18 protein-coding genes are annotated in these 18262 nt (G+C 66.3%); 12 read left to right on the forward strand and 6 right to left on the reverse strand.

The genetic code is table 11. From position 1 onward, the window contains the following. Positions 1-77: 77 nt before the first annotated feature. Genes EP380_RS02635 through EP380_RS02645 form a run of 3 tightly spaced genes read left to right on the forward strand, consistent with a single transcriptional unit; the run spans position 78 to position 3750 of the window. Complete coding sequence (locus EP380_RS02635) at positions 78-1589, forward strand: sugar ABC transporter ATP-binding protein (protein ID WP_127596328.1); 1512 nt, start codon at positions 78-80, stop codon at positions 1587-1589. Positions 1590-1612: 23 nt separating this feature from the next. Further along, complete coding sequence (locus EP380_RS02640) at positions 1613-2671, forward strand: ABC transporter permease (RefSeq protein WP_238719684.1); 1059 nt, start codon at positions 1613-1615, stop codon at positions 2669-2671. Positions 2672-2703: 32 nt separating this feature from the next. After that, positions 2704-3750, forward strand: a complete 1047-nt coding sequence (locus EP380_RS02645) for a substrate-binding domain-containing protein (RefSeq protein WP_127596330.1) — start codon at positions 2704-2706, stop codon at positions 3748-3750. Positions 3751-3806: 56 nt separating this feature from the next. Here the strand turns inward: EP380_RS02645 and EP380_RS02650 are convergent, their stop codons facing one another. After that, the gene (locus EP380_RS02650; protein ID WP_106571306.1) at positions 3807-4784 is read right to left on the reverse strand and encodes a sugar-binding transcriptional regulator; all 978 of its coding nucleotides are present in this window, start codon (positions 4782-4784) and stop codon (positions 3807-3809) included. Positions 4785-4958: 174 nt separating this feature from the next. Here EP380_RS02650 and EP380_RS02655 point away from each other — a divergent pair, with 174 nt between their 5' ends. Further along, positions 4959-5312 (forward strand): ArsC family reductase, encoded by a 354-nt coding sequence (locus EP380_RS02655; RefSeq protein ID WP_127596333.1) that lies wholly within the window; start codon positions 4959-4961, stop codon positions 5310-5312. Here EP380_RS02655 and EP380_RS02660 read toward each other — a convergent pair. Then, positions 5285-6244 (reverse strand): LysR substrate-binding domain-containing protein, encoded by a 960-nt coding sequence (locus tag EP380_RS02660; protein ID WP_127596335.1) that lies wholly within the window; start codon positions 6242-6244, stop codon positions 5285-5287. The genes EP380_RS02655 and EP380_RS02660 overlap by 28 nt on opposite strands. A 92-nt stretch (positions 6245-6336) precedes the next feature. Here EP380_RS02660 and EP380_RS23470 point away from each other — a divergent pair, with 92 nt between their 5' ends. After that, complete coding sequence (locus tag EP380_RS23470; RefSeq protein WP_164749729.1) at positions 6337-6504, forward strand: hypothetical protein; 168 nt, start codon at positions 6337-6339, stop codon at positions 6502-6504. A 33-nt stretch (positions 6505-6537) separates the two neighbouring features. On the opposite strand, the gene EP380_RS02665 is transcribed toward EP380_RS23470, so the two are convergent. The 3 genes from EP380_RS02665 to EP380_RS02675 are packed head-to-tail and all read right to left on the reverse strand — an operon-like array spanning position 6538 to position 8024. Next, on the reverse strand, positions 6538-7233 hold the full coding sequence (locus tag EP380_RS02665; protein WP_127596338.1) for a DUF899 domain-containing protein: 696 nt from the start codon (positions 7231-7233) through the stop codon (positions 6538-6540). Positions 7234-7261: 28 nt separating this feature from the next. Then, a complete protein-coding gene (locus EP380_RS02670; RefSeq protein ID WP_106571302.1) occupies positions 7262-7705 on the reverse strand; it encodes an SRPBCC family protein in 444 nt (147 codons plus the stop codon). Beyond that, positions 7689-8024 (reverse strand): ArsR/SmtB family transcription factor, encoded by a 336-nt coding sequence (locus EP380_RS02675; protein WP_127596341.1) that lies wholly within the window; start codon positions 8022-8024, stop codon positions 7689-7691. Before EP380_RS02675 ends, EP380_RS02670 begins: the two co-directional genes overlap by 17 nt. Before the next feature lie 296 nt (positions 8025-8320). Here EP380_RS02675 and EP380_RS02680 point away from each other — a divergent pair, with 296 nt between their 5' ends. The 3 genes from EP380_RS02680 to sbmA all read left to right on the forward strand — a co-directional run bounded on the left by EP380_RS02680 (position 8321) and on the right by sbmA (position 12688). Next, positions 8321-9934, forward strand: coding sequence for a BCCT family transporter (locus tag EP380_RS02680; protein ID WP_106571300.1), 1614 nt, complete (start codon positions 8321-8323; stop codon positions 9932-9934). Positions 9935-10017: 83 nt separating this feature from the next. Beyond that, on the forward strand, positions 10018-11187 hold the full coding sequence (locus tag EP380_RS02685) for a YbfB/YjiJ family MFS transporter (protein WP_106571299.1): 1170 nt from the start codon (positions 10018-10020) through the stop codon (positions 11185-11187). Positions 11188-11398: 211 nt separating this feature from the next. Further along, positions 11399-12688 carry a peptide antibiotic transporter SbmA gene (sbmA, locus tag EP380_RS02690; RefSeq protein WP_127596344.1) on the forward strand — a complete coding sequence of 430 codons (1290 nt, stop codon included), beginning with the start codon at positions 11399-11401 and terminating at the stop codon, positions 12686-12688. 31 nt (positions 12689-12719) lie between these two features. On the opposite strand, the gene EP380_RS02695 is transcribed toward sbmA, so the two are convergent. Beyond that, positions 12720-13709 carry a polysaccharide deacetylase family protein gene (locus tag EP380_RS02695; protein ID WP_127596347.1) on the reverse strand — a complete coding sequence of 330 codons (990 nt, stop codon included), beginning with the start codon at positions 13707-13709 and terminating at the stop codon, positions 12720-12722. Between the two features lie 164 nt (positions 13710-13873). On the opposite strand from EP380_RS02695, the gene EP380_RS02700 reads away from it, so the two are divergent. From EP380_RS02700 to EP380_RS02715, 4 genes are all read left to right on the forward strand, one after another. Further along, positions 13874-14449, forward strand: coding sequence for an NnrU family protein (locus EP380_RS02700; RefSeq protein WP_106571297.1), 576 nt, complete (start codon positions 13874-13876; stop codon positions 14447-14449). A gap of 135 nt (positions 14450-14584) precedes the next feature. Beyond that, on the forward strand, positions 14585-15250 hold the full coding sequence (locus EP380_RS02705; protein WP_127596350.1) for a tetratricopeptide repeat protein: 666 nt from the start codon (positions 14585-14587) through the stop codon (positions 15248-15250). A gap of 8 nt (positions 15251-15258) precedes the next feature. After that, on the forward strand, positions 15259-16692 hold the full coding sequence (gene der / locus EP380_RS02710; RefSeq protein ID WP_127596353.1) for a ribosome biogenesis GTPase Der: 1434 nt from the start codon (positions 15259-15261) through the stop codon (positions 16690-16692). 121 nt (positions 16693-16813) lie between these two features. After that, positions 16814-17998: a cell wall hydrolase gene (locus EP380_RS02715; protein WP_238719685.1), complete on the forward strand. Its 1185-nt coding sequence runs from the start codon at positions 16814-16816 to the stop codon at positions 17996-17998. The last annotated feature ends 264 nt before the right edge of the window (positions 17999-18262 follow it).

Here is an 18262-nt window from a genome sequence, read left to right on the forward strand (position 1 = left end):
TAGGCAGCGTCCTGTCAAATGTCAACCGTATTGACATTTGACGATGTGCTCCGTAGCGTCATCGTCGGGAGGACGTGATGGCCGAAGACGCCGTATTCCGCATTGCGGGCGTGACGAAATCGTTCGGTCCCAACCTGGTGCTCGGCGGTATCGACCTCGCCTTGCGCGCCGGCGAGGTCACCGTGCTGATGGGCGCCAACGGCGCGGGCAAGTCCACCCTGGTCAAGATCCTGAGCGGCGTTTACCGCCGCGACGGCGGCGCGATGACGCTTGCCGGCGTGCCCTACGAGCCCGCCACGCCGGCCGAGGCGATGCGCGCCGGCGTGGTGACGGTGCACCAAAATATCAATGACGGCGTCGTCGCCGCGCTCGACGTGGCCACCAATCTGACGCTGGACCGGCTGAGCGGCGCCGCCGCGCCGCTCTTGTTCAGCCGCCGCAGGGTGCGGCGCGAGGCGCAGGCGATCGCCGAGCGCATGGGCCTGTCGCTCGACCTTTCCGCCGATATTGCCGGGCTGAGCCTGGCCGACCGGCAGATGGTGGCGATCGCGCGCGCCATGTCGCACGAGCCGCAGGTGATGATCCTCGACGAGCCCACCGCCTCGCTGTCGAACAGCGAGGCCGCGCGGCTGTTTGCGCTGATCGACCGCCTGCGCGCCCGCGGCGTGGCAATCCTCTACATCTCCCACCGCATGTCCGACATTCGCCGGGTCGCCGACCGTATCTTGAGCCTGCGCGACGGCGTCATCGTCGGCACGTTCGATCGAAGCCCCCTCGACTATGAAGGCGCGGTCAACGCCATGCTCGGCCAGACTGTCGACACACGAGCCGTCGTCGCGCGGCCGGCGACGGAAACGGTGTTTTCGGCCGAGGGGCTGCGTATCGCGCCGGGCGCGCGACCGTTCTCCTTCTCGCTCGGCGCCGGCGAGGTCGTCGCGATCACCGGCCTGGTCGGCGTCGGCAAGACCGCGCTGGCGGAAACTCTGTTTGCGATCCGCAAACCGCTGGGCGGCGCCATGTATCTGGGCGGGCGTGTCTACGCGCCCGCCAATCCCGGCCGCGCCATCGACGCCGGTGTCTTCCTGGTCGCCAAGGATCGCTCTTCGAGCGGCCTGGTGCCGGATTTCAACATCTACGAAAACATCAGCCTGCCCTTCCTGCAACGCCTGTCGCGGCTCGGCGTGTCCCGCCGGCGGGGCGAGCGCCATGCGGCGCGCGCGCAGATTGCCGAGCTCGGCATCGTGTGCCGCTCCGAGCGCGACGACATCGCGACCCTTTCGGGCGGCAATCAGCAGAAGGTGACGGTCGGGCGCTGGCTCTCCCAGCCCTGCCGGATATTGATCCTCGACGAGCCGTTCCAGGGCGTCGACATCGCCGCGCGGCGCGACATTGCCGCGAAGCTGCGCGCCGGGGCGGATGGCCGCGCCACCCTGCTGTTCCTGACCGAGCTGGACGAGGCGATGGAGACGGCCGACCGTATCCTGGTGATGTCCGAGCACACGCTGATCGGCGAGCACCGCAACCAGGACATCGATCTGGACCGGTTGCTGGCCGAGGTCGCGGGCCGCGACGTGCGCGGCGCGGCATGACGGATCCGGGAGAACGCACGGCGATGGATGCAAGAGCGCCCGAAACCCATCGTGCCGAGGCGGCGCCCGAGCCGCCGCGCCGGCGCGCGAGCGCCCGTGAGATCGCGATCCGCTACGGTTTCATCGCGCTGCTTGTCGGGCTGGTGGTTTTCTTTTCCGCCTTCACCCGCGGTTTCGCCTCGCCGCAGGCGGCCGTCTTCATCCTGCAATCGGTCTCTATCACCGGCATTCTGGCGCTCGGCGTGACCGCGACCCTGGTGGTCGGCGGCTTCGACCTGTCGATCGGCTCGATCGCCACCAGTTCGATGATGGCGGCGGCCTATGTGATGGTGGTGCTGGAACAGGACGCCATGACGGCCGTACTTGCCTGTCTCGCCATCGGCGCCCTGGTCGGCTTCGTCAACGGCCTGATCATCTGCTATATGCGCGTGCCCGATCTGCTCGCCACGCTCGGCATGATGTTCCTTTTGATCGGTCTCCAGCGCATCCCCACCGAAGGCCGTTCGATCGCCGCCGGCATGACCCTGCCCGATGGCTCGACCGCCGGCGGCCAGTTCAGTCAGGCCTTTCTCGCGCTCGGCCGGCACCGCTTCGACCTTGTCATCCCCAACCTGGTGCCGTCCTCGGTCGTGGTGCTGGTCGTGCTGGCGGTGCTGATCTGGTTTTTCCTCGAATACACCCGCTTCGGCCGCATGATGTATGCCGTCGGCTCGAACGCCCGCGCGGCCGAGTTCGCCGGCGCGCCGGTCAAGGCCTACAAGATCTGGGCCTATGTGATCTCCGGCGTCTTCGCCTCGATCGGCGGCATTTTGCTGGCCGCGCGGCTCGGCCGCGGCGATATCGCGTCGGGCAACAATCTCCTGCTCGATTCGGTCGCCGCCGCCCTGATCGGCTTCGCGGTGCTGGGGGCTGCCAAGCCCAACGCTTTCGGCACGGCGATCGGCGCGCTGTTCGTCGGCGTGCTGCTGCAGGGCCTGACGATGATGAACGTGCCTTATTACACCCAGGATTTCATCAAGGGCGCGGTGCTTGTCATTGCGCTGATGTTCACATTCGCGCTGTCGGGCCGGGCGGCTCGCTAGCCGATCAGAAAAATGTCAGTGGAGGAAAGACCATGAAAATGACCCGAAGATCATTCGCCCGGTTTGCCGGTGGCCTCGTCGGCGCGGCCCTGCTCGCGCCGGCGCCGGCCTTCGCCCAGGACAAGCCCGCCCCGTTCGACAATCCCGGCGAGGTGCAGATCGCGCTGGTGCGCTATTTGTCGACCGGCGACTTCTTCCAGGCCTATCTCTCCGGCGTGGAGGCCCAGGCCAAGGCGCTCGGCGTGGAGCTGCGCGTCTTCGACAGCCGCCAGGACGCCGCCCTGCAGGCCGACATGGTCGATCAGGCGATCGCGCTCGGCGTCGACGGCATCGTCATCCAGCACGGCCTGACCGAATCGATGAAGGAGGCCGCCCAGCGCGCCGTCGATGCCGGCATCAAGGTGGTCGCCTTCGACGTCAATGTCGAGAACGAGGCGATCCCGCAGATCGAGCAGTCCGACCGCGACCTGGCGCGGCTGGCTTTGGAGCAGGCGATCAGCGACAATGGCGAGAGCTGGAAGGCGACCTATGTCTACGTGCCCGGCATCGCGCCGCTCGACCGCCGCGACGAGACCTGGGTCCAGTTCAAGGAAAAATATCCCGGCATCGAGGAACTCGCCCAGTTCGGCACGCTCGACAATCCGATCGCCAATTCGGTCGCCAACCAGGCCCGCTCCGTCCTGTCGGCCAATCCCGACGTCCAGGTCGTGTTCGCGCCCTATGACGAATTCGCCAAGGGGGTGAAGATCGCCGTCGACGAGGCCGGCATGGCCGAAAACGTCAAGATCTACTCGGCCGACATCTCCACCGCCGACATCGCCGCCATGCGCGAGCCGGGCAGCGCCTGGGCGGCCACTGCCGCCACCAACCCCGCCGTTGTCGGTCAGGTTTCGGTGCGGGCGCTCGCGATGCTCCTGGCCGGCGAGGATCCCGGCCGCAGCGTCATCGTGCCGCCGACGCTGATCACCCAGAAGCAACTCAACGACGCCGACATCAAGAACATGGAGGAATTGTCGCAAAAACTGCCGCAATTCGCCCATGCCGACGTGGCGGTGCCGGCCTGGATGCCGCTGCCCTGAGGGCGGCGGACGCGCGGCGGAGCAGGGGGCGGCCGGCGCGGCCGCCCTTTACTGCATCAGGGTTTGGCCGCTGCCGGCCCGCCGGTACCCGCCTCGATATGCTCCAGCAGGCGTTCGCCGATCGCCGCACTCGCCACCAGATGGGTGCAGAACCCGCCGGCGAAGGCGGCCAGCAAGGGCGCGACCTTGGCTTCCTCCTGCGCGACCACCAGCCGTTTGGGAATGGCTCGGATCGAGGCGAGGTCGGCCGAGATCACCCGGCGGTTGTAGTCGCAGGAGAGCAGCGCGCCGTCGGCGGCGATCATCTGGCCGGCGATCACGCCGCGCGCGCCGTTGCGCTTGAGCGCGCTCAACTCGTCGAGTGTGAGGGCGCCGCATTTGATGACATGGCTGTCGGCGTCGAGCGAGCCGACGGAAAACAGCGCCAGGTCGCAGGCGTCGATACTGTCGAGCTGTTCGCGGATTACCGGTTCGGCGCGCAGTTCGCGGGCCAGGCGATCCGAACTCAGCACCAGCGGCGCGTAGAAATTGAGCCCCTTGGCATTGACGCGCCGGGCGATCTCCATCGTGCACTGGTCGGGCCGATAGGAATAGGGCGCGCCGAGATTGCCGCAAAGCTGCACCACCGTCACGCCCTCGAAGTCGGCATACGACATGGCGTCGGCCATGGCGTAGACCGTGCGGCCCCAGGCCACGCCGACCCGCTCGCCATTGCCGATCATCTCCAAAAACACGTTCGCGGCCAGTGTGGGCACTTCGCCGGCCGGGTCGGCCGTCAGCCCCTCGCGGCCGACGATCCACACCGCTTCGAGCCCGAACGCGTCCTCGATGCGTCGCGCCGTCACGTCCTGGCGGAACAGATGGGTCGATGTCGAGATGTTGACGATCCCGTTCTCGCGCGCCTTGCGCAGATATAGCGCGACCGAGGCGCGCGAAATCTCGAGCCGGCGGGCGACCTCGTCCTGGCGCAGCCCATGGGTGTAGTAGAGCCAGGCGGCCTTGTGTATGATCTGGTCGGTCGCGCGGACGGCCATGCAAGCTCCTTAATTTCGACAATAGTCATCATGATTGACAATTGTCAATCATGCCCGGTCACGCCGGTCGGTTGTCCTGCGCCGGACGATGGCTGCGCCGGGGAGCGGCTTGACGGCGCCTGCCGGCCCGACAGGATGGTCGGTATTGATTCTCGAAACGACGGAACCGGTTCCTTGGCGATCACGATTTACGGCATCAAGACCTGCGACACGATGAAGAAGGCGCGCGCCTGGCTCGACGGGCGCGGGCTGGAACACCGCTTTCACGATTACCGCGTCGATGGCTTGGAAGCGGCCGCCCTGCGCGGCTGGATCGACCAGCTGGGCTGGCAGGCGCTTTTGAACAAGGCGAGCGCGACCTTTCGCGCCCTTCCCGACGCCGACAAGGCCGACCTTGACCAAGCCGGCGCCGAGGCGTTGATGCGCGCCGAGCCGACCATGATCAAGCGGCCGGTGCTCGATGTCGACGGCAGGCTGGTGGTCGGCTTCAAGCCGGCGATCTACGAGGAGGTTTTCGCTTCCGCGTGAGGCGATGCCGCCGGTCGGCCAGTCCGTCCGGCAGCGTTTTGCCCGTCCTCGCCGTCGCGCGCGATTTCTTCCAGGATCCAGCGCTTGAACGCCCGCACCTTGGGCGCTTCGGTCTGTGTGGCCTCGGTGCACAGCCAATAGCCCAGCCCGCTCGGTGCGCGCGTGTCGAACGGGGCCACCAGCCGTCCGTCCGCGACCGCCTCCCCGGCCAGCAATTGCCAGGCCAGCATCACGCCGTGGCCGCAGATGGCGCCGTCGAGACAAAGCAGCGGATCGCGGAAATGCACGCCCGGCTTCAGCGCGACCGGGGCGACGCCGGCGGCGGCGAACCAGTCGTTCCAGCCGAAAAGGGCCGCCTCGTCGGTGATCTTGGTCGCCTCGGCGAGGTCGGCGATCGTCGTCAGCCGCTTGGCGAGCGCCGGCGCGCAAACGGGGAAAATCTCCTGTGTAAACAGCAATGCGGCGCGGGTGCCGGGCCAGTCGCCGCCGCCCAGCCTGATCGCGACGTCGACATCGGAGTTGGCGAGGTCGGCGAGCCTTGTCGAGGTGTCGATGCGCACCAGAATGTCGGGATGGCGGGCAAACATCCGGCCGAGCCTCGGGATCAGCCATTTCGAGGCGAACACCGGCGCCACCGAGACCAGCAGCGTGCATTGGTCCTGCCGGCGCAGCCATTCGACCGCGCCTGTCAGCTCGGAAAACCCCGCGCCCAGCCGTTCGAAGAAGGCGTCGGCCTGCCCGTTCGGCTCCATCCCGCGGCCGGTGCGCGCAAACAAGGTCTTGCCGAGTTGCTTTTCGGTGCGGTTGACCTGCTGGCTGACGGCGCTTGCCGACACGCCGAGTTCCTGGGCCGCGGCCTGCAGGCTGCCGGTGCGCGCCACCGCCTCGACCGCGCGCAGTCCGCTGAGGTGGATACTGTTCAGCGCTCGCATGAAGTTTTTCTAAATGCTTGTCGTTGTGTTCTTGATCGATTGGTCCCGTGGGACGGCGTATTATCGCGCCCGTTCGATCGAGGATGCAAGTCATGTTGAAGATCAGCTTAATATCCAGCCGGTTCTGGCCTCCCGGCCGTTTCGCCGGCGAAACGCCCGAGCGGGATCGCGAGCGCTGGCGGCGCGATCCGCTCTCGCACCCCTCGCTGCGCTGTCTGTCGCAGCGCGAACTGGGCGATCTGCCCTTTCCCTGGCGGTAGCCGAAATCGCTCCGCGCGGTTGCCGTCGGGCCATCAGCCCGTGGCGTAGAGGTCGTGCAGTTTCACCCAGGCCATCGTGTCGCCCGCCCCGTCTTCCTGGCGGCCGAGCGGCGTCAGGTCGAGCAGCGCGTAGGTCGCGTTGAACGGTTCTATTCCGCGTCCGTAGGTCGAATAGGTGTGATAGACCGTTTCGCCGTCGCGGATGAAGGCGCTCAGGCCGGGCAGTTCCGGCGCCGCGAAGCGTTTCGGCGCGTAATTATAGGTGCCGCCCGCGTCGTCGGGGCGGAACGAGACCCCGAAATCGAAATTGAAGTCCGATCCCTGCGAGGACGCCCAGGGAAACGACCAGCCCATACGCCGGCGAAAGCCGAGCAGGGTGGCAAGCGGTGCGCGTGACACGGCCGTGAAACGTGTGTCGCGCTGCCTGAGATGCGCCGCGCTGCCATGAAAACTGTCGGCCCAGAACGAGCAGCTCTTGCAGCCGACCTCCCAGTCGGGCGCGAACATGAAATGGTAGACCAGCAATTGCGCGCAGCCGTCGAACAGCTCCACCAGGGTTCTGGCACCGTCCTCGGTCTCGAAACGATACTCCTTGTCGATGCGGACCCAGGGCAGGGCGCGCCGTTGCCGGCAAAGCGCATCGCGTTCCCGCGTCAGCGCCTTTTCGCGTTCGAGAAGCGTCTTGCGGGCGGAAAGCCATTCCGCGCGGCTTGCGATCGGGTGGTCCATCGCACTCTCCCCTGGCTTGGTGTCGGGCTCAGCCAAACAACCGTTCCAGGTCGTTGAAGCTCGAGTTCCAGCCCATCCGGTGGTTGTCGCGGTCGTCCGTGGTCGCAAAACGCCGCTGGGTAAGCCGCATCCGCGTTCCCTGCGGCGCGGGGTCGAAGCTTACCTCCACCACCGTCTCGTCTCCGCGCGTACCGTCGTCCCGGGTCCAGGCCCAGGTGAAGACCAGCAGGCGCGGGCGCTCTATCGTCCGGTAGATGCCCGAGACGACCCGGTCGCCGCCGGGCGTGCGCATCGTCGTCGACCAATGGCCGCCCTCCTGCACGTCGAGCGCGACCTGCGGGGTCGTGACCCCTTCGGGGCCCCACCAGGAGACCAGGACCGCCGGATCGACCCAGGCGTCGAACACCGCGTCCGGCGCGGCGGCGATCAGGCGTTCGATCTCGAGCACGCGCGCGTCACTCGTCTTTCGCATCGCGCCGCTCCTCCTGCGCAAGAATCCTTTCCAGCCGGTCGAACGAGCCGTTCCAGAATTCGCGGCTCTTTTCCAGCCAGTCCTCCATCTGTGCGAACCCTTCCGGTCGCGCCCGGAACACCCGGAATTGCCGCTCGACGCGCCGCTCGACGACCCCGGCCTCTTCCAGCACCTTCAAATGGCGCGAGATGGCCGGCTTGGAAATCTCGAACGGCGCGGCGATTTCTCCGGCCGTCAGATCGCCGGTCCGAAGCAATCGCTCCACGATGGCGAGGCGGGTCGGGTCTGCCAGCGCCCCGAACACGGCATGAATACCCATCGGTGCTCCTTCTTTATTTAACAAAAACATGAAATAAAGTCGACGTCAATCCCCGCCGCTCGCACGGCAAATGAGCCGCAAACGCGCCCAGATGCGGCTGCGGGCGCTGGATAGGCTTTGGACAAGTTCGTGACGCCTTTGAAACATCGCGCGTTCTCCGGCTATGGTGGAGTTTCGCCCTTGTCGGGCCGGCTGCGTCCCTCGACGCGACCCAAGTCGGGAATGCCGGCGGTCCGCAAACAAAAGATCCCGTGCCCGCCAAGCGGCGATGCGGGACGGACAAGAGGGAGGAATCAATGTCCGATACCGACACGGCCAACGCCGCCACCGAGGATCATGGACTTGAACCGGGACAGGACAACGTCCTCATTCTCGGGCTCGACGTCCACAATCCGGTGTTTTTCGTTTCCGCCGTCACCATCGTGGCCTTCGTCATCATAACCCTTATTTTCAAGGAATCCGCCGGCGCCGTGCTCGGCGGCCTGCGGACATGGCTGACCACCACTTTTGACTGGCTGTTCATGTTCTCGGCCAACATCTTCGTGCTGTTTTGCCTGCTCTTGATCGTCAGCCCTGTCGGGTCGGTGCGCATCGGCGGCGTCGATGCGGTGCCCGACTATTCCTATTCGGGCTGGTTCGCGATGCTGTTCGCCGCCGGCATGGGCATCGGGCTGATGTTCTTCGGCGTGCTCGAGCCGATGTATCATTTCAACAATCCGCCGCTCGGCATCGCTCCGCCGATGGTCAATGGCGAGTTCGTGGCCGAAAATGTCGAAGCCGCGCGTCAGGCCGGCATGGCCGCGACCATCTTCCACTGGGGTCTGCACCCCTGGGCGATCTACGCCGTGGTCGCGCTGTCGCTGGCGCTTGCCGCCTACAACAAGGGCCTGCCGCTTTCCATGCGCTCCGCCTTCTACCCGATCTTCGGCGAGCGGGTGCGCGGCTGGGTCGGCCACGTCATCGACACCATGGCCGTTTTTGCCACGCTGTTCGGTCTGGCGACGTCGCTGGGTTTCGGTGCCTCGCAGGCCTTGGCCGGCTTGAACGAGCTCTACGGCGTGCCCAACACCGACACCGCCAAGGTGGTGCTGATCATGCTGATCACCGGCGCCGCGCTGGTTTCGGTCGTCGCCGGTCTCGATGCCGGCGTGAAACGGCTGTCGGAGATCAACATGCTGCTTGCCGTGCTGCTCTTGGCGTTCGTCATCGCGCTTGGACCGACACTGGCCATCGTCTCGGGATTTTTCTCCAACAGCTGGCTTTACGTGAAGAGCCTGCCGGTGCTGTCCAATTGGATCGGGCGCGAGGATGACGCCTTCATGCATGGCTGGACGACCTTCTATTGGGCCTGGTGGATATCCTGGTCGCCCTTCGTCGGCATGTTCATCGCCCGCGTGTCGCGTGGTCGCACGGTCCGCGAATTCGTCATCTGCGTGCTGATCATCCCCACGCTGGTGTCGATCCTGTGGATGACCACGTTCGGCGGCACCGCGCTCTACCAGTTGATGTCGGAGGGCTATAATGGCGTCCAGCAGACGGTGGTCGACTACGTGCCCGAACTGTCGCTGTTCCGCATGCTGGCGGAGTTGCCGCTGGCCTCGATCACCTCGCTGATCGGCATCGTTCTGGTGATCGTTTTCTTCGTCACCTCGTCGGATTCGGGCTCTCTGGTGATCGATACCATCACCGCCGGCGGCAAGATCGACGCGCCGGTCGCCCAGCGTGTCTTCTGGGCGATCTTCGAGGGGCTGGTGGCGATCGTGCTCCTGCTCGGCGGAGGGCTGGCGGCCTTGCAGGCCGGTGCCATCGCGACCGGCTTCCCGTTCGCGCTTCTGCTGCTGCTGATGATCTACGCCACCTGGCTGTCGCTGCGTGCCGAGCCGCGCGGACGCACACCGGCCGCCGCCTGACATGATGGGGCGGGGCCGCGCGGCGACGCGGCCCCGCCTCGCCACCCCGTTGCAACCGCGCTTTCGCGCTGTAGTTTGGCGTGATGAAGCGTGAGACCGTCCAGCCGCTGCGTTTGGCGATCGCCGGCCTGATCGCCATGGCAGCGGCCATGGGCATCGGACGTTTCGTCTTTACCCCCATCCTGCCCGGCATGATGGAGGGTCTCGGGCTTGATGCGGGCCAGGCCGGCCTGATCGCCTCGGCCAACTATCTCGGCTATCTCGTCGGCGCGCTGCTTGCGGCCGGCGGCTGGGCGCATGGCCGCGAGCGGGTTGCCATGCTCGTCGGGCTGGGCTCGAACGCGGTGCTGCTTGGCGCGATGGCGCTGACACACGCGCTGCCGGTCTTTCTCGCGATCCGCTTCCTCGCCGGCGTGGCGAGTGCGTTTTTGATGGTGTTCCTGAGCGCCATCGTCTTCAGCCGGCTGGCGGCGGCCGGGCGCGACGGGTTGCAGGCGTTGCATTTCGGCGGCGTCGGCGTCGGCATCTCCGCGTCCGCCATCCTCACCGGCTGGGTCTTCGTCGCCGGCTATGGCTGGAAGGCGGCCTGGATCGCGGCTGCGCTCTTGTCGGCGCTTGCCTTTTTCGCGGTGTGGCCGATGGCGCGTGGCGGACCGGCGGTCGCCGCCGGCGCCGGGCGCGAGCCGGCCCTGCCGAAAAGCGCCGCGCTTACCCGCATCATCGTCGCCTACGGCCTGTTCGGTGCCGGCTACATCGTCACCGCCACCTTTCTGGTGGCGATCGTGCGCCAGCAGGCCGGTGGCCCATTGTCCGAATCCGCCGTCTGGCTGGCCACCGGTGTCGCCGGCATCCCTTCGGTCTGGCTGTGGAGCCGGATTGCGCGACGCATTTCCATGGCGGCGGCGTTCGCTCTGGGTTGCATGGTCGAGGCGGTGGGGATCGCCGCCAGCGTGGCGCTGCCGAGCCCGCTCGGCCCGCTTGTGGGTGGGGTGCTGCTCGGCGGCACCTTCATCGCCGTCACCGCGCTCGGCCTTCAGATCGGCCGTCAACTGGCGGCCGCCGCGCCGCGCCGCGCGCTGGCGCTGATGACGGCGGCCTTCGGCACCGGCCAGATTCTCGGACCGATCGCGGCCGGCTACGCGGCAGACTGGAGCGGCAGCTTCCTGGCCCCGTCGCTCGGCGCGGCCTTGATCCTGCTCGTCTGCGCCGCCATTGGCTGGGCGGCGAGGGATCGGGGGCTCGGCCCGCGATAAGAGCCGTTTCGAAAAAACGATCGTTGGCTTTCGGGGCTCCGGCGCGCAGGGCTTGCTCGGCGCGATACGCGTCATCGTGATGGCTGTGTGAGCGGGTGGTGCGCCAACATGCTTGTTGCCGGCCGCATTGGTTCGTAGCATCGATTCGCTCGGACGGGCCGGCTCCAAGGCCTCCGTCTCGTGCCGATCCGTGTCAGGGAGACGTCTTTCCGTGTTCGTATCCTTTTTTCCCAAGCCGAAGCAGCTTTTTGTCTCGGCCGCGCTGTGGACGCTGTTCGGCGTGTTGTTCTGGTATGTCGTGGCCAGGGGCTGGGGCGGGGCGCTCAGCCTGGGCGGGGTGTTCGGCTACGGCTTCCCGCCGGCGCTGCCCGATGGCGCCGACGATGCCGCCAAAGCCGCCTTCGAGGCGGCGCGTTCGCCGGCGCTCGAATTCTGGTTCTATCAGTATTTCATCGTCCTGATCGCCGCCTTTGTCGGCTTCTGGATGGTCTATTCGCCCCATCCCTGGCAGCGCTGGTCGCTCGCCGGCTCGGCGCTGATCCTGTTCGTCAACTGGTTCCTGGTCCAGCTCGACGTGATGATCAACGAATGGTTCGGCACCTTCTACGATATGATCCAGCAGGCGCTCGGCAATCCGGGGACGGTCGAGGCCGCGGATTATTACTGGCAAATCGCCACCTTCCTGCAGATCGCGCTGGTCTACGTCTTCGTCGGGTCGCTGTTCCGCTTTTTCGTCAGCCATTTCATCTTCCGCTGGCGCACCGCCATGAACGACTACTACATGCAGAACTGGCCCCGGCTGCGCCACATCGAGGGCGCGGCTCAGCGTGTCCAGGAAGACACGATGCGCTTTGCCACCATCGCCGAGGGGCTCGGCGTGAGCCTGGTGGACTCGATCATGACGCTGATCGCCTTCCTGCCGCTGCTGTGGGGTCTGTCGGCGCACGTCAAGGAACTGCCGCTCGTCGGCGAGGTCAGCCAGGGCCTGGTCTTCGTGGTGATCTTGTGGTCCGTCATCGGCACCGCGCTGGTGGCGGTGGCCGGCATCCGGCTGCCGGGGCTGGAGTTCCGCAACCAGCGTGTCGAGGCGGCCTATCGCAAGGAACTGGTCTATGGCGAGGACCATGCCGACCGGGCCCAGCCGCCGACCGTGCGCGCGCTGTTCGCCGATGTCCGGCGCAATTATTTCCGGCTCTATTTCAACTATCTCTATTTCAACCTGGTCCGCATCTTCTATCTGCAGATCGGCAATCTGGTGCCCTATATCGCGCTCGGGCCGACCATCGTCAGCGGCGCGATCACGCTCGGCGTCATGCAGCAGATCATCCGCGCCTTCAGCCGGGTCGAGACCTCGTTCCAATATCTGGTCAATTCCTGGTCGACGATCGTCGAACTGCTTTCGGTCCACAAGCGCCTGAAGGCGTTCGAGGCGACGCTCAGGGGCGAGGCGCTGCCGGAGATCGACCGGGAATATCTGGCGCGCGAGGGGGCGGGCGAATGAGGCGATCAGGCGAGCGGACTTCGCGCGGCGTTCAGCCGCCGACCGGTTCGCCGGTTTTCGCCTCGAGCGTCTTGACGAGCTCGTCATAGCCGATGCAGCGCACCTCGTCCTTGCCGCAGACCTCCCTTGCGAACCGTTCGAGCGCGCGCCAATAGGCGCCGCCGTTCATCAAGGTGAAGTGAAGTCCCACCTGCAGCGGTGTGCGCGCGCCGTCATATTCGGCCTCGAACGCGTCCATCAGGGCGCGGTAGCTGCGCGCCTCGAAGCGGCCGTCCGTGTCGGGCTGCTCGACGGCGTCGGAGTGGCGCACGAACCAGTTGTAGTCCATGGCGATGACGCGTCGGCCTTCCGGTCCTTCCGGAATCAGCGGCAGCGCGAAATACCAAAGGCCGCCCTTGCGGCGCGGCGCCGCCGGCCCGCGCGATACCGAACTGGCATCGTATTTGATCCCGTCGGCGACAAGCGCCTCCGCCAGGCCCGCATTGACCGACAGATAGGGCGCGCGGAAACCCGAAATCCCGGTTTCGGCGAAATCACGCCAGCCAAGCGGCTCGCCTGCGATGTCGTTGATCTTGTAGGTGTCGGTCAAAATGGTGCGGAACTGGGTGAACTCCTTGCCCCAATCGGCCGCGCTCCAGTCCTTGCCGTCGAAATGGCCGCAGCCGTGGCTGGCGATCTCGTGGCCCTCGTGGCGGGCCTGCCAGATCTGCTCGAGCCGTTCGGCGACCTCCGCCTTCGTCTCGGCAAAGCCGACATTCGACTGGCCGGGCTTCTTGCCGGGTCCCGCGTAGGTGGCGCGCGTCTCCTTGGACAGCAGGAACACGCAGGACAGGAAATAGGTAAAGCGCGCGCCGGTCTCCCGCGCCAGCGCGCGGCTGCGTTTCCATTGCGCCACGTCGTGGGCGCCGTCGAAGGAAATCGTCACGATCTGCGGCTCGCGCTCGTTTTCGCCGGCAAGCGCCGACGGCGCGGCAAGGCCGAGCGACAGAAAAACGGCGAGCGAACGAAAAAGCACGGGCATGAAAGTCTTCTTCTCGAAAAAAGGCAGGACGGCGAAGCCGGCACGGGTGGCCGGCGAATGTGGCAGCTCTGGGGTCGCGTCGGTCAAATCGGTTTGCAAGAACGGCGTCGCGCGTTAGGGTCCGGCCGTTCACCGCCGGCCTGCGGCGCTTTCGGAGTTTTTTGATGCTCGTCCTTGTCCTCGGCCTCGTCCTTTTCCTGGGGGTGCATTCGGTGCGTGTCTTTGCCCCGTCCTGGCGCGATCGGAAACGCGACGCGATCGGCCATGCATCGTGGCGCGGCGCCTATTCGCTGGTTTCCTTGATCGGTTTCGTGTTGATCGTGTGGGGGTATGGCCTGGCCTGGGCCGGGGCGCCGGTGCTCTACGAGCCGCCGGTCTGGCTCAAGCATCTGGCCGCCCTTTTGATGCTGTTCGCCTTCGTTTCGCTCATGGTTTTCGCGCTGCCGGCGGGGCGGCTGAAGCCGGTCCTCAAACACCCCATGCTGGTTGCGGTCAAGCTGTGGGCGGTGGCGCACCTGCTCGCCAATGGCGACCTGGCCTCGCTTTTGCTGTTCGGGTCGTTCCTGGCCTGGGCGGTTCTCGACCGTATTTCCGTCAAGCGTCGCGGCGAGGCGCCGCCGGCGCCGGGTTCCGTGCTCAACGATGCGATCGCGGTCGCGGCGGGCCTCGTGCTTTACGTGCTCTTCGTGTGGAAGCTGCATCTGTGGCTGTTCGGCGCGGCGCCGATCGCCACCGCCTGAGCGGGTGTCGGGCGCCGGTTTGGCACGCGGCGGGGTGGCAAATTTCGCCACATGCCTTCCATAAGCCGGAATTTTCGCTAAAAGGCGTGCGCAATCGCTCGTCGCGCGTGGCGGGCCGAACAACGGTAAAATGTGATGTCGGACGACAGTTTCATCCGCGAGGTCTCCGAGGAGTTGCGCCAGGATCAGGCCAAGGCGCTGTGGGACCGCTACGGTCCCCTCATCCTGGGCTTGGCCGTGCTGGTGGTGCTGGCTACGGCCGGCATCGTCGGCTGGAACTATTGGACCCAGGCTCAGGCCAGTCGCTCGGGCGATGCGTTTTCCGAAGCGCTGGCTTTCGCCTCCGAGGGCGAGAACGACCAGGCCCTGGCCGCGCTCGAAAAGCTCGAGCAGGACGGCTACGGCGCCTATCCGGTGCTGGCCCGGCTGCGCGCGGCCACGGTCCTGGCCGAAACGGGCGACTATGACGGCGCCGTCGCGGCGTTCGACGCGGTCGCCGGCGACAGCTCGATTCCCGGTTCTATCCGCGACATGGCCCGGCTGCGCGCGGCGCTGCTTCTGGTCGATCATGGCGGTTATGACGAGGTGTCGGCGCGCGTGGAGCCGCTGACGGCCGAAACCAACGCGCTGCGCCATTCCGCGCGCGAGGCGCTTGGCCTGGCCGCCTGGAAGGAGGGCAAGCCGACCGACGCGTTGACCCTGTTCGACCAGATCGCCGAAGACAGCGCCGCACCGCGCAACGCGCAGGAGCGCGCCAAGCTGATGGCCGAGCTGATCCGCGGGTCGGGCGACGCCTCCTGACCGCCGCGATGTCGTTCACCATCGCCCTGGTCGGCAGGCCCAATGTCGGCAAATCGACGCTTTTCAACCGGTTGGTCGGGCGCAAGCTCGCCCTTGTCGACGACACGCCGGGTGTGACGCGCGACCGGCGCGTGCACGAGGCCAGGCTTTACGATCTGCGTTTCCAGGTCATCGATACGGCCGGTTTCGAGGATGTCAGCGACGAATCGCTCGAGGGTCGCATGCGCCAGCAGACCGAGCGCGCGATCGCCGATTGCGATCTGGTGTTGTTCATGATCGACGCCAAGTCCGGCATCACCCCCAATGACGACGCTTTCGCCCGGGTGGCGCGGCGGCTCGGCAAGCCGATCGTGCTGGTCGCCAACAAGGCCGAGGCGCGCGGCGCCGAAACCGGTCTGCACGAGGCCTGGGGCCTGGGCCTCGGCGAGCCGGTGCCGATCTCGGCCGAGCATGGCCAGGGCCTACCGGATCTGCGCGAGGCGATCATCGCCGCGCTCGGCGAGGACAGGGTCTTCGGTCCGGAGGAGGACGAGGCCCCCGACGACGCCCAACTCGCGCTCGTCGGCGAGGACGTCTTCGACACCGACGAGGACGAGCTTCCCGCCTACGACGCCAGCAAGCCGATGCGTATCGCCATCGTCGGCCGGCCCAATGCCGGCAAGTCGACGCTGATCAACGCGCTGATCGGCGAGGAGCGCCTGCTGACAGGGCCGGAGGCCGGCATCACCCGCGATTCGATTTCGGTCGACTGGCAATGGCGCGGCCGCAAGATGCGACTGTTCGACACGGCCGGCATGCGTCGCAAGTCGCGCGTTCACGAAAAGCTGGAAAAGCTTTCGGTCGCCGACGGGCTGCGCGCGATCCGCTTCGCCGAGGTGGTGATCGTGGTGTTCGACGCAACGATCCCGTTCGAAAAACAGGACCTCCAGATCGCCGACCTGATCGTGCGCGAGGGAAGGGCGCCGGTGCTTGCCTTCAACAAATGGGACCTGGTCGAGAATCCGCAGGAATTGTTGGCGGAGTTGCGCGAAAAGACCGCACGGCTCCTGCCTCAGGTGCGCGGCCTGCGCGCCGTGCCGGTGTCGGCCGAGACCGGCCGCGGGCTCGACAAGCTGATGCAGGCGGTCGCCGAAACGCACGAGGTCTGGAACCGGCGCATCTCCACCGGTCGGCTCAATCGCTGGCTCGAGGGCGTGCTTGCCCACCACCCGCCGCCCGCCGTCGCCGGGCGTCGGCTGAAGATCAAATACCTGACCCAGGTTAAGACGCGTCCGCCGGGATTCGTCGTGTCGTGCTCGCGGCCCGACGCCATGCCGCAATCCTATGTGCGTTATCTGATCAACGGATTGCGCGACGGTTTCGACATGCCCGGCGTGCCGATTCGCGTCATGCTGCGCGCGCCCGACAATCCCTATGCCGGCCGCGCGCGCAAGAAGAAATGAACCGCGGCGCCCGGCCGCCCGGTCCGCTCTAATTCGGCCAGATTTCTGCCGTTAACGCTCCATCAACGATAAAAACGCAAACTCTTACAGATTCGTTCGAGTGGCGTTCTGGAGAGTTTCGGTGCTTCGAAAGTCGGTTTCGCGGCTGCCCGCCGCTGTATTTCGCGGGCCCACCTTGTTGTCATCCCTCGTCGTTGCCGCGGGCCTGTTCATCGGTTTTCCCACACAAACCGCCTATCAGGACATGGCGAGTTACGTCGCCGGCATCGGTGCGCGCGAGGTGCGCTGGGGCGCGGCCATCGAGCGCTCGGTCGCCGGGTCCGTGCACAAGGCCGAGATGCCCTTCGTCGACGACACCGTGACCGGCACGATTTCGGGCGGCGGCATGAAGACCGACGCGATCGGTTCCGTCGCCTTCCGCGACAAGAGCGGCGTCGCCAACGAAGTGCCCGACGAGGAGCGTGTCAATCGCAGCGAGAAGCGCGGTCGCATCATCAATGTCGCTCCCGTTGCCCCGCCGAAGGCCTTCAACGCCGGGTCGGTCTTGGACCGCACGAGCATGATTGCGGTTCCCCCGGCCGAGCCGGAACTTGCCATGGCCTTCGACGAGCCCGCCATCAAGGGCAAGGAAATCGCGATTGCCGCCGCCTTCCACCCCAGCGTGGCCGAAAAATCGATCCCCGGTGTGCCGGCCATGCTGGCCAGCCTGGTCACCAACGACCGCGCCGACATTCTGGCGACCGCCTACGCCCCGTCCGAACCCGACTACGCCAAGAAATCGCCCTTCGCCAGCCTGCTCGGCGAGGAGGAGGACGACAAGGGCGGCCGCTTCATCCCACCGGTCGCCAAGGGGGACCATCCGTGGATGCGCCGGCCGCTGCCGGCGTCCGTGTTTTCCAAGGCGGAGCAGAAATGCCTCGCCGTCGGCATCTATTTCGAGGCACGCGGCGAAAGCCTGAAAGGCCAGGCCGCCGTCGCGCAGGTGATTTTGAACCGGGTGCGCAATCCCACCTATCCCAATTCGGTCTGCGGCGTCGTCTACCAGAACGACAATTGGCGCAATCGCTGCCAGTTCTCGTTCGCCTGCGACGGCATTCGCGATCGCATCAGCAGCCCGAACCATTGGCGCATCGCCCAGGACATCGCCATGGCCGTCACCGCCGGCAAGATCTTCATCTCCGAGGTGGGCTCCTCGACTCATTATCACGCCACCTATGTGGCGCCGCGTTGGGCCCGCGCGATGAAGAAGATGAAAAAGATCGGTCTGCATGTTTTCTACCGCACCTATGGCGGCGGCTGGAACTGAATCCGGCAGGAGATTCTCCGCTTGGGCGCGCCCGTGCGCTGTGGATTCGCCCCTCCACGGGCCGGCGCGATTGCGGACGTAGTGTCGCACCGAATTAAATATCTGAAATAATTGACATATTTAGCGATTGCCGGAGCCGGAACTGCGGCTTGACTGCCGGTAGCGCCCTCACTATGGTGCGCCCGACTTTGGAGCGGGCAATCCGGCCGGGATTGCGCGGGCAAGGGTCACGCGCCGGAAGATGGTTCCGGTGTGACCTGTGTG

Source organism: Nitratireductor alexandrii (genome assembly GCF_004000215.1).
GTDB lineage: Bacteria > Pseudomonadota > Alphaproteobacteria > Rhizobiales > Rhizobiaceae > Mangrovimarina > Mangrovimarina alexandrii.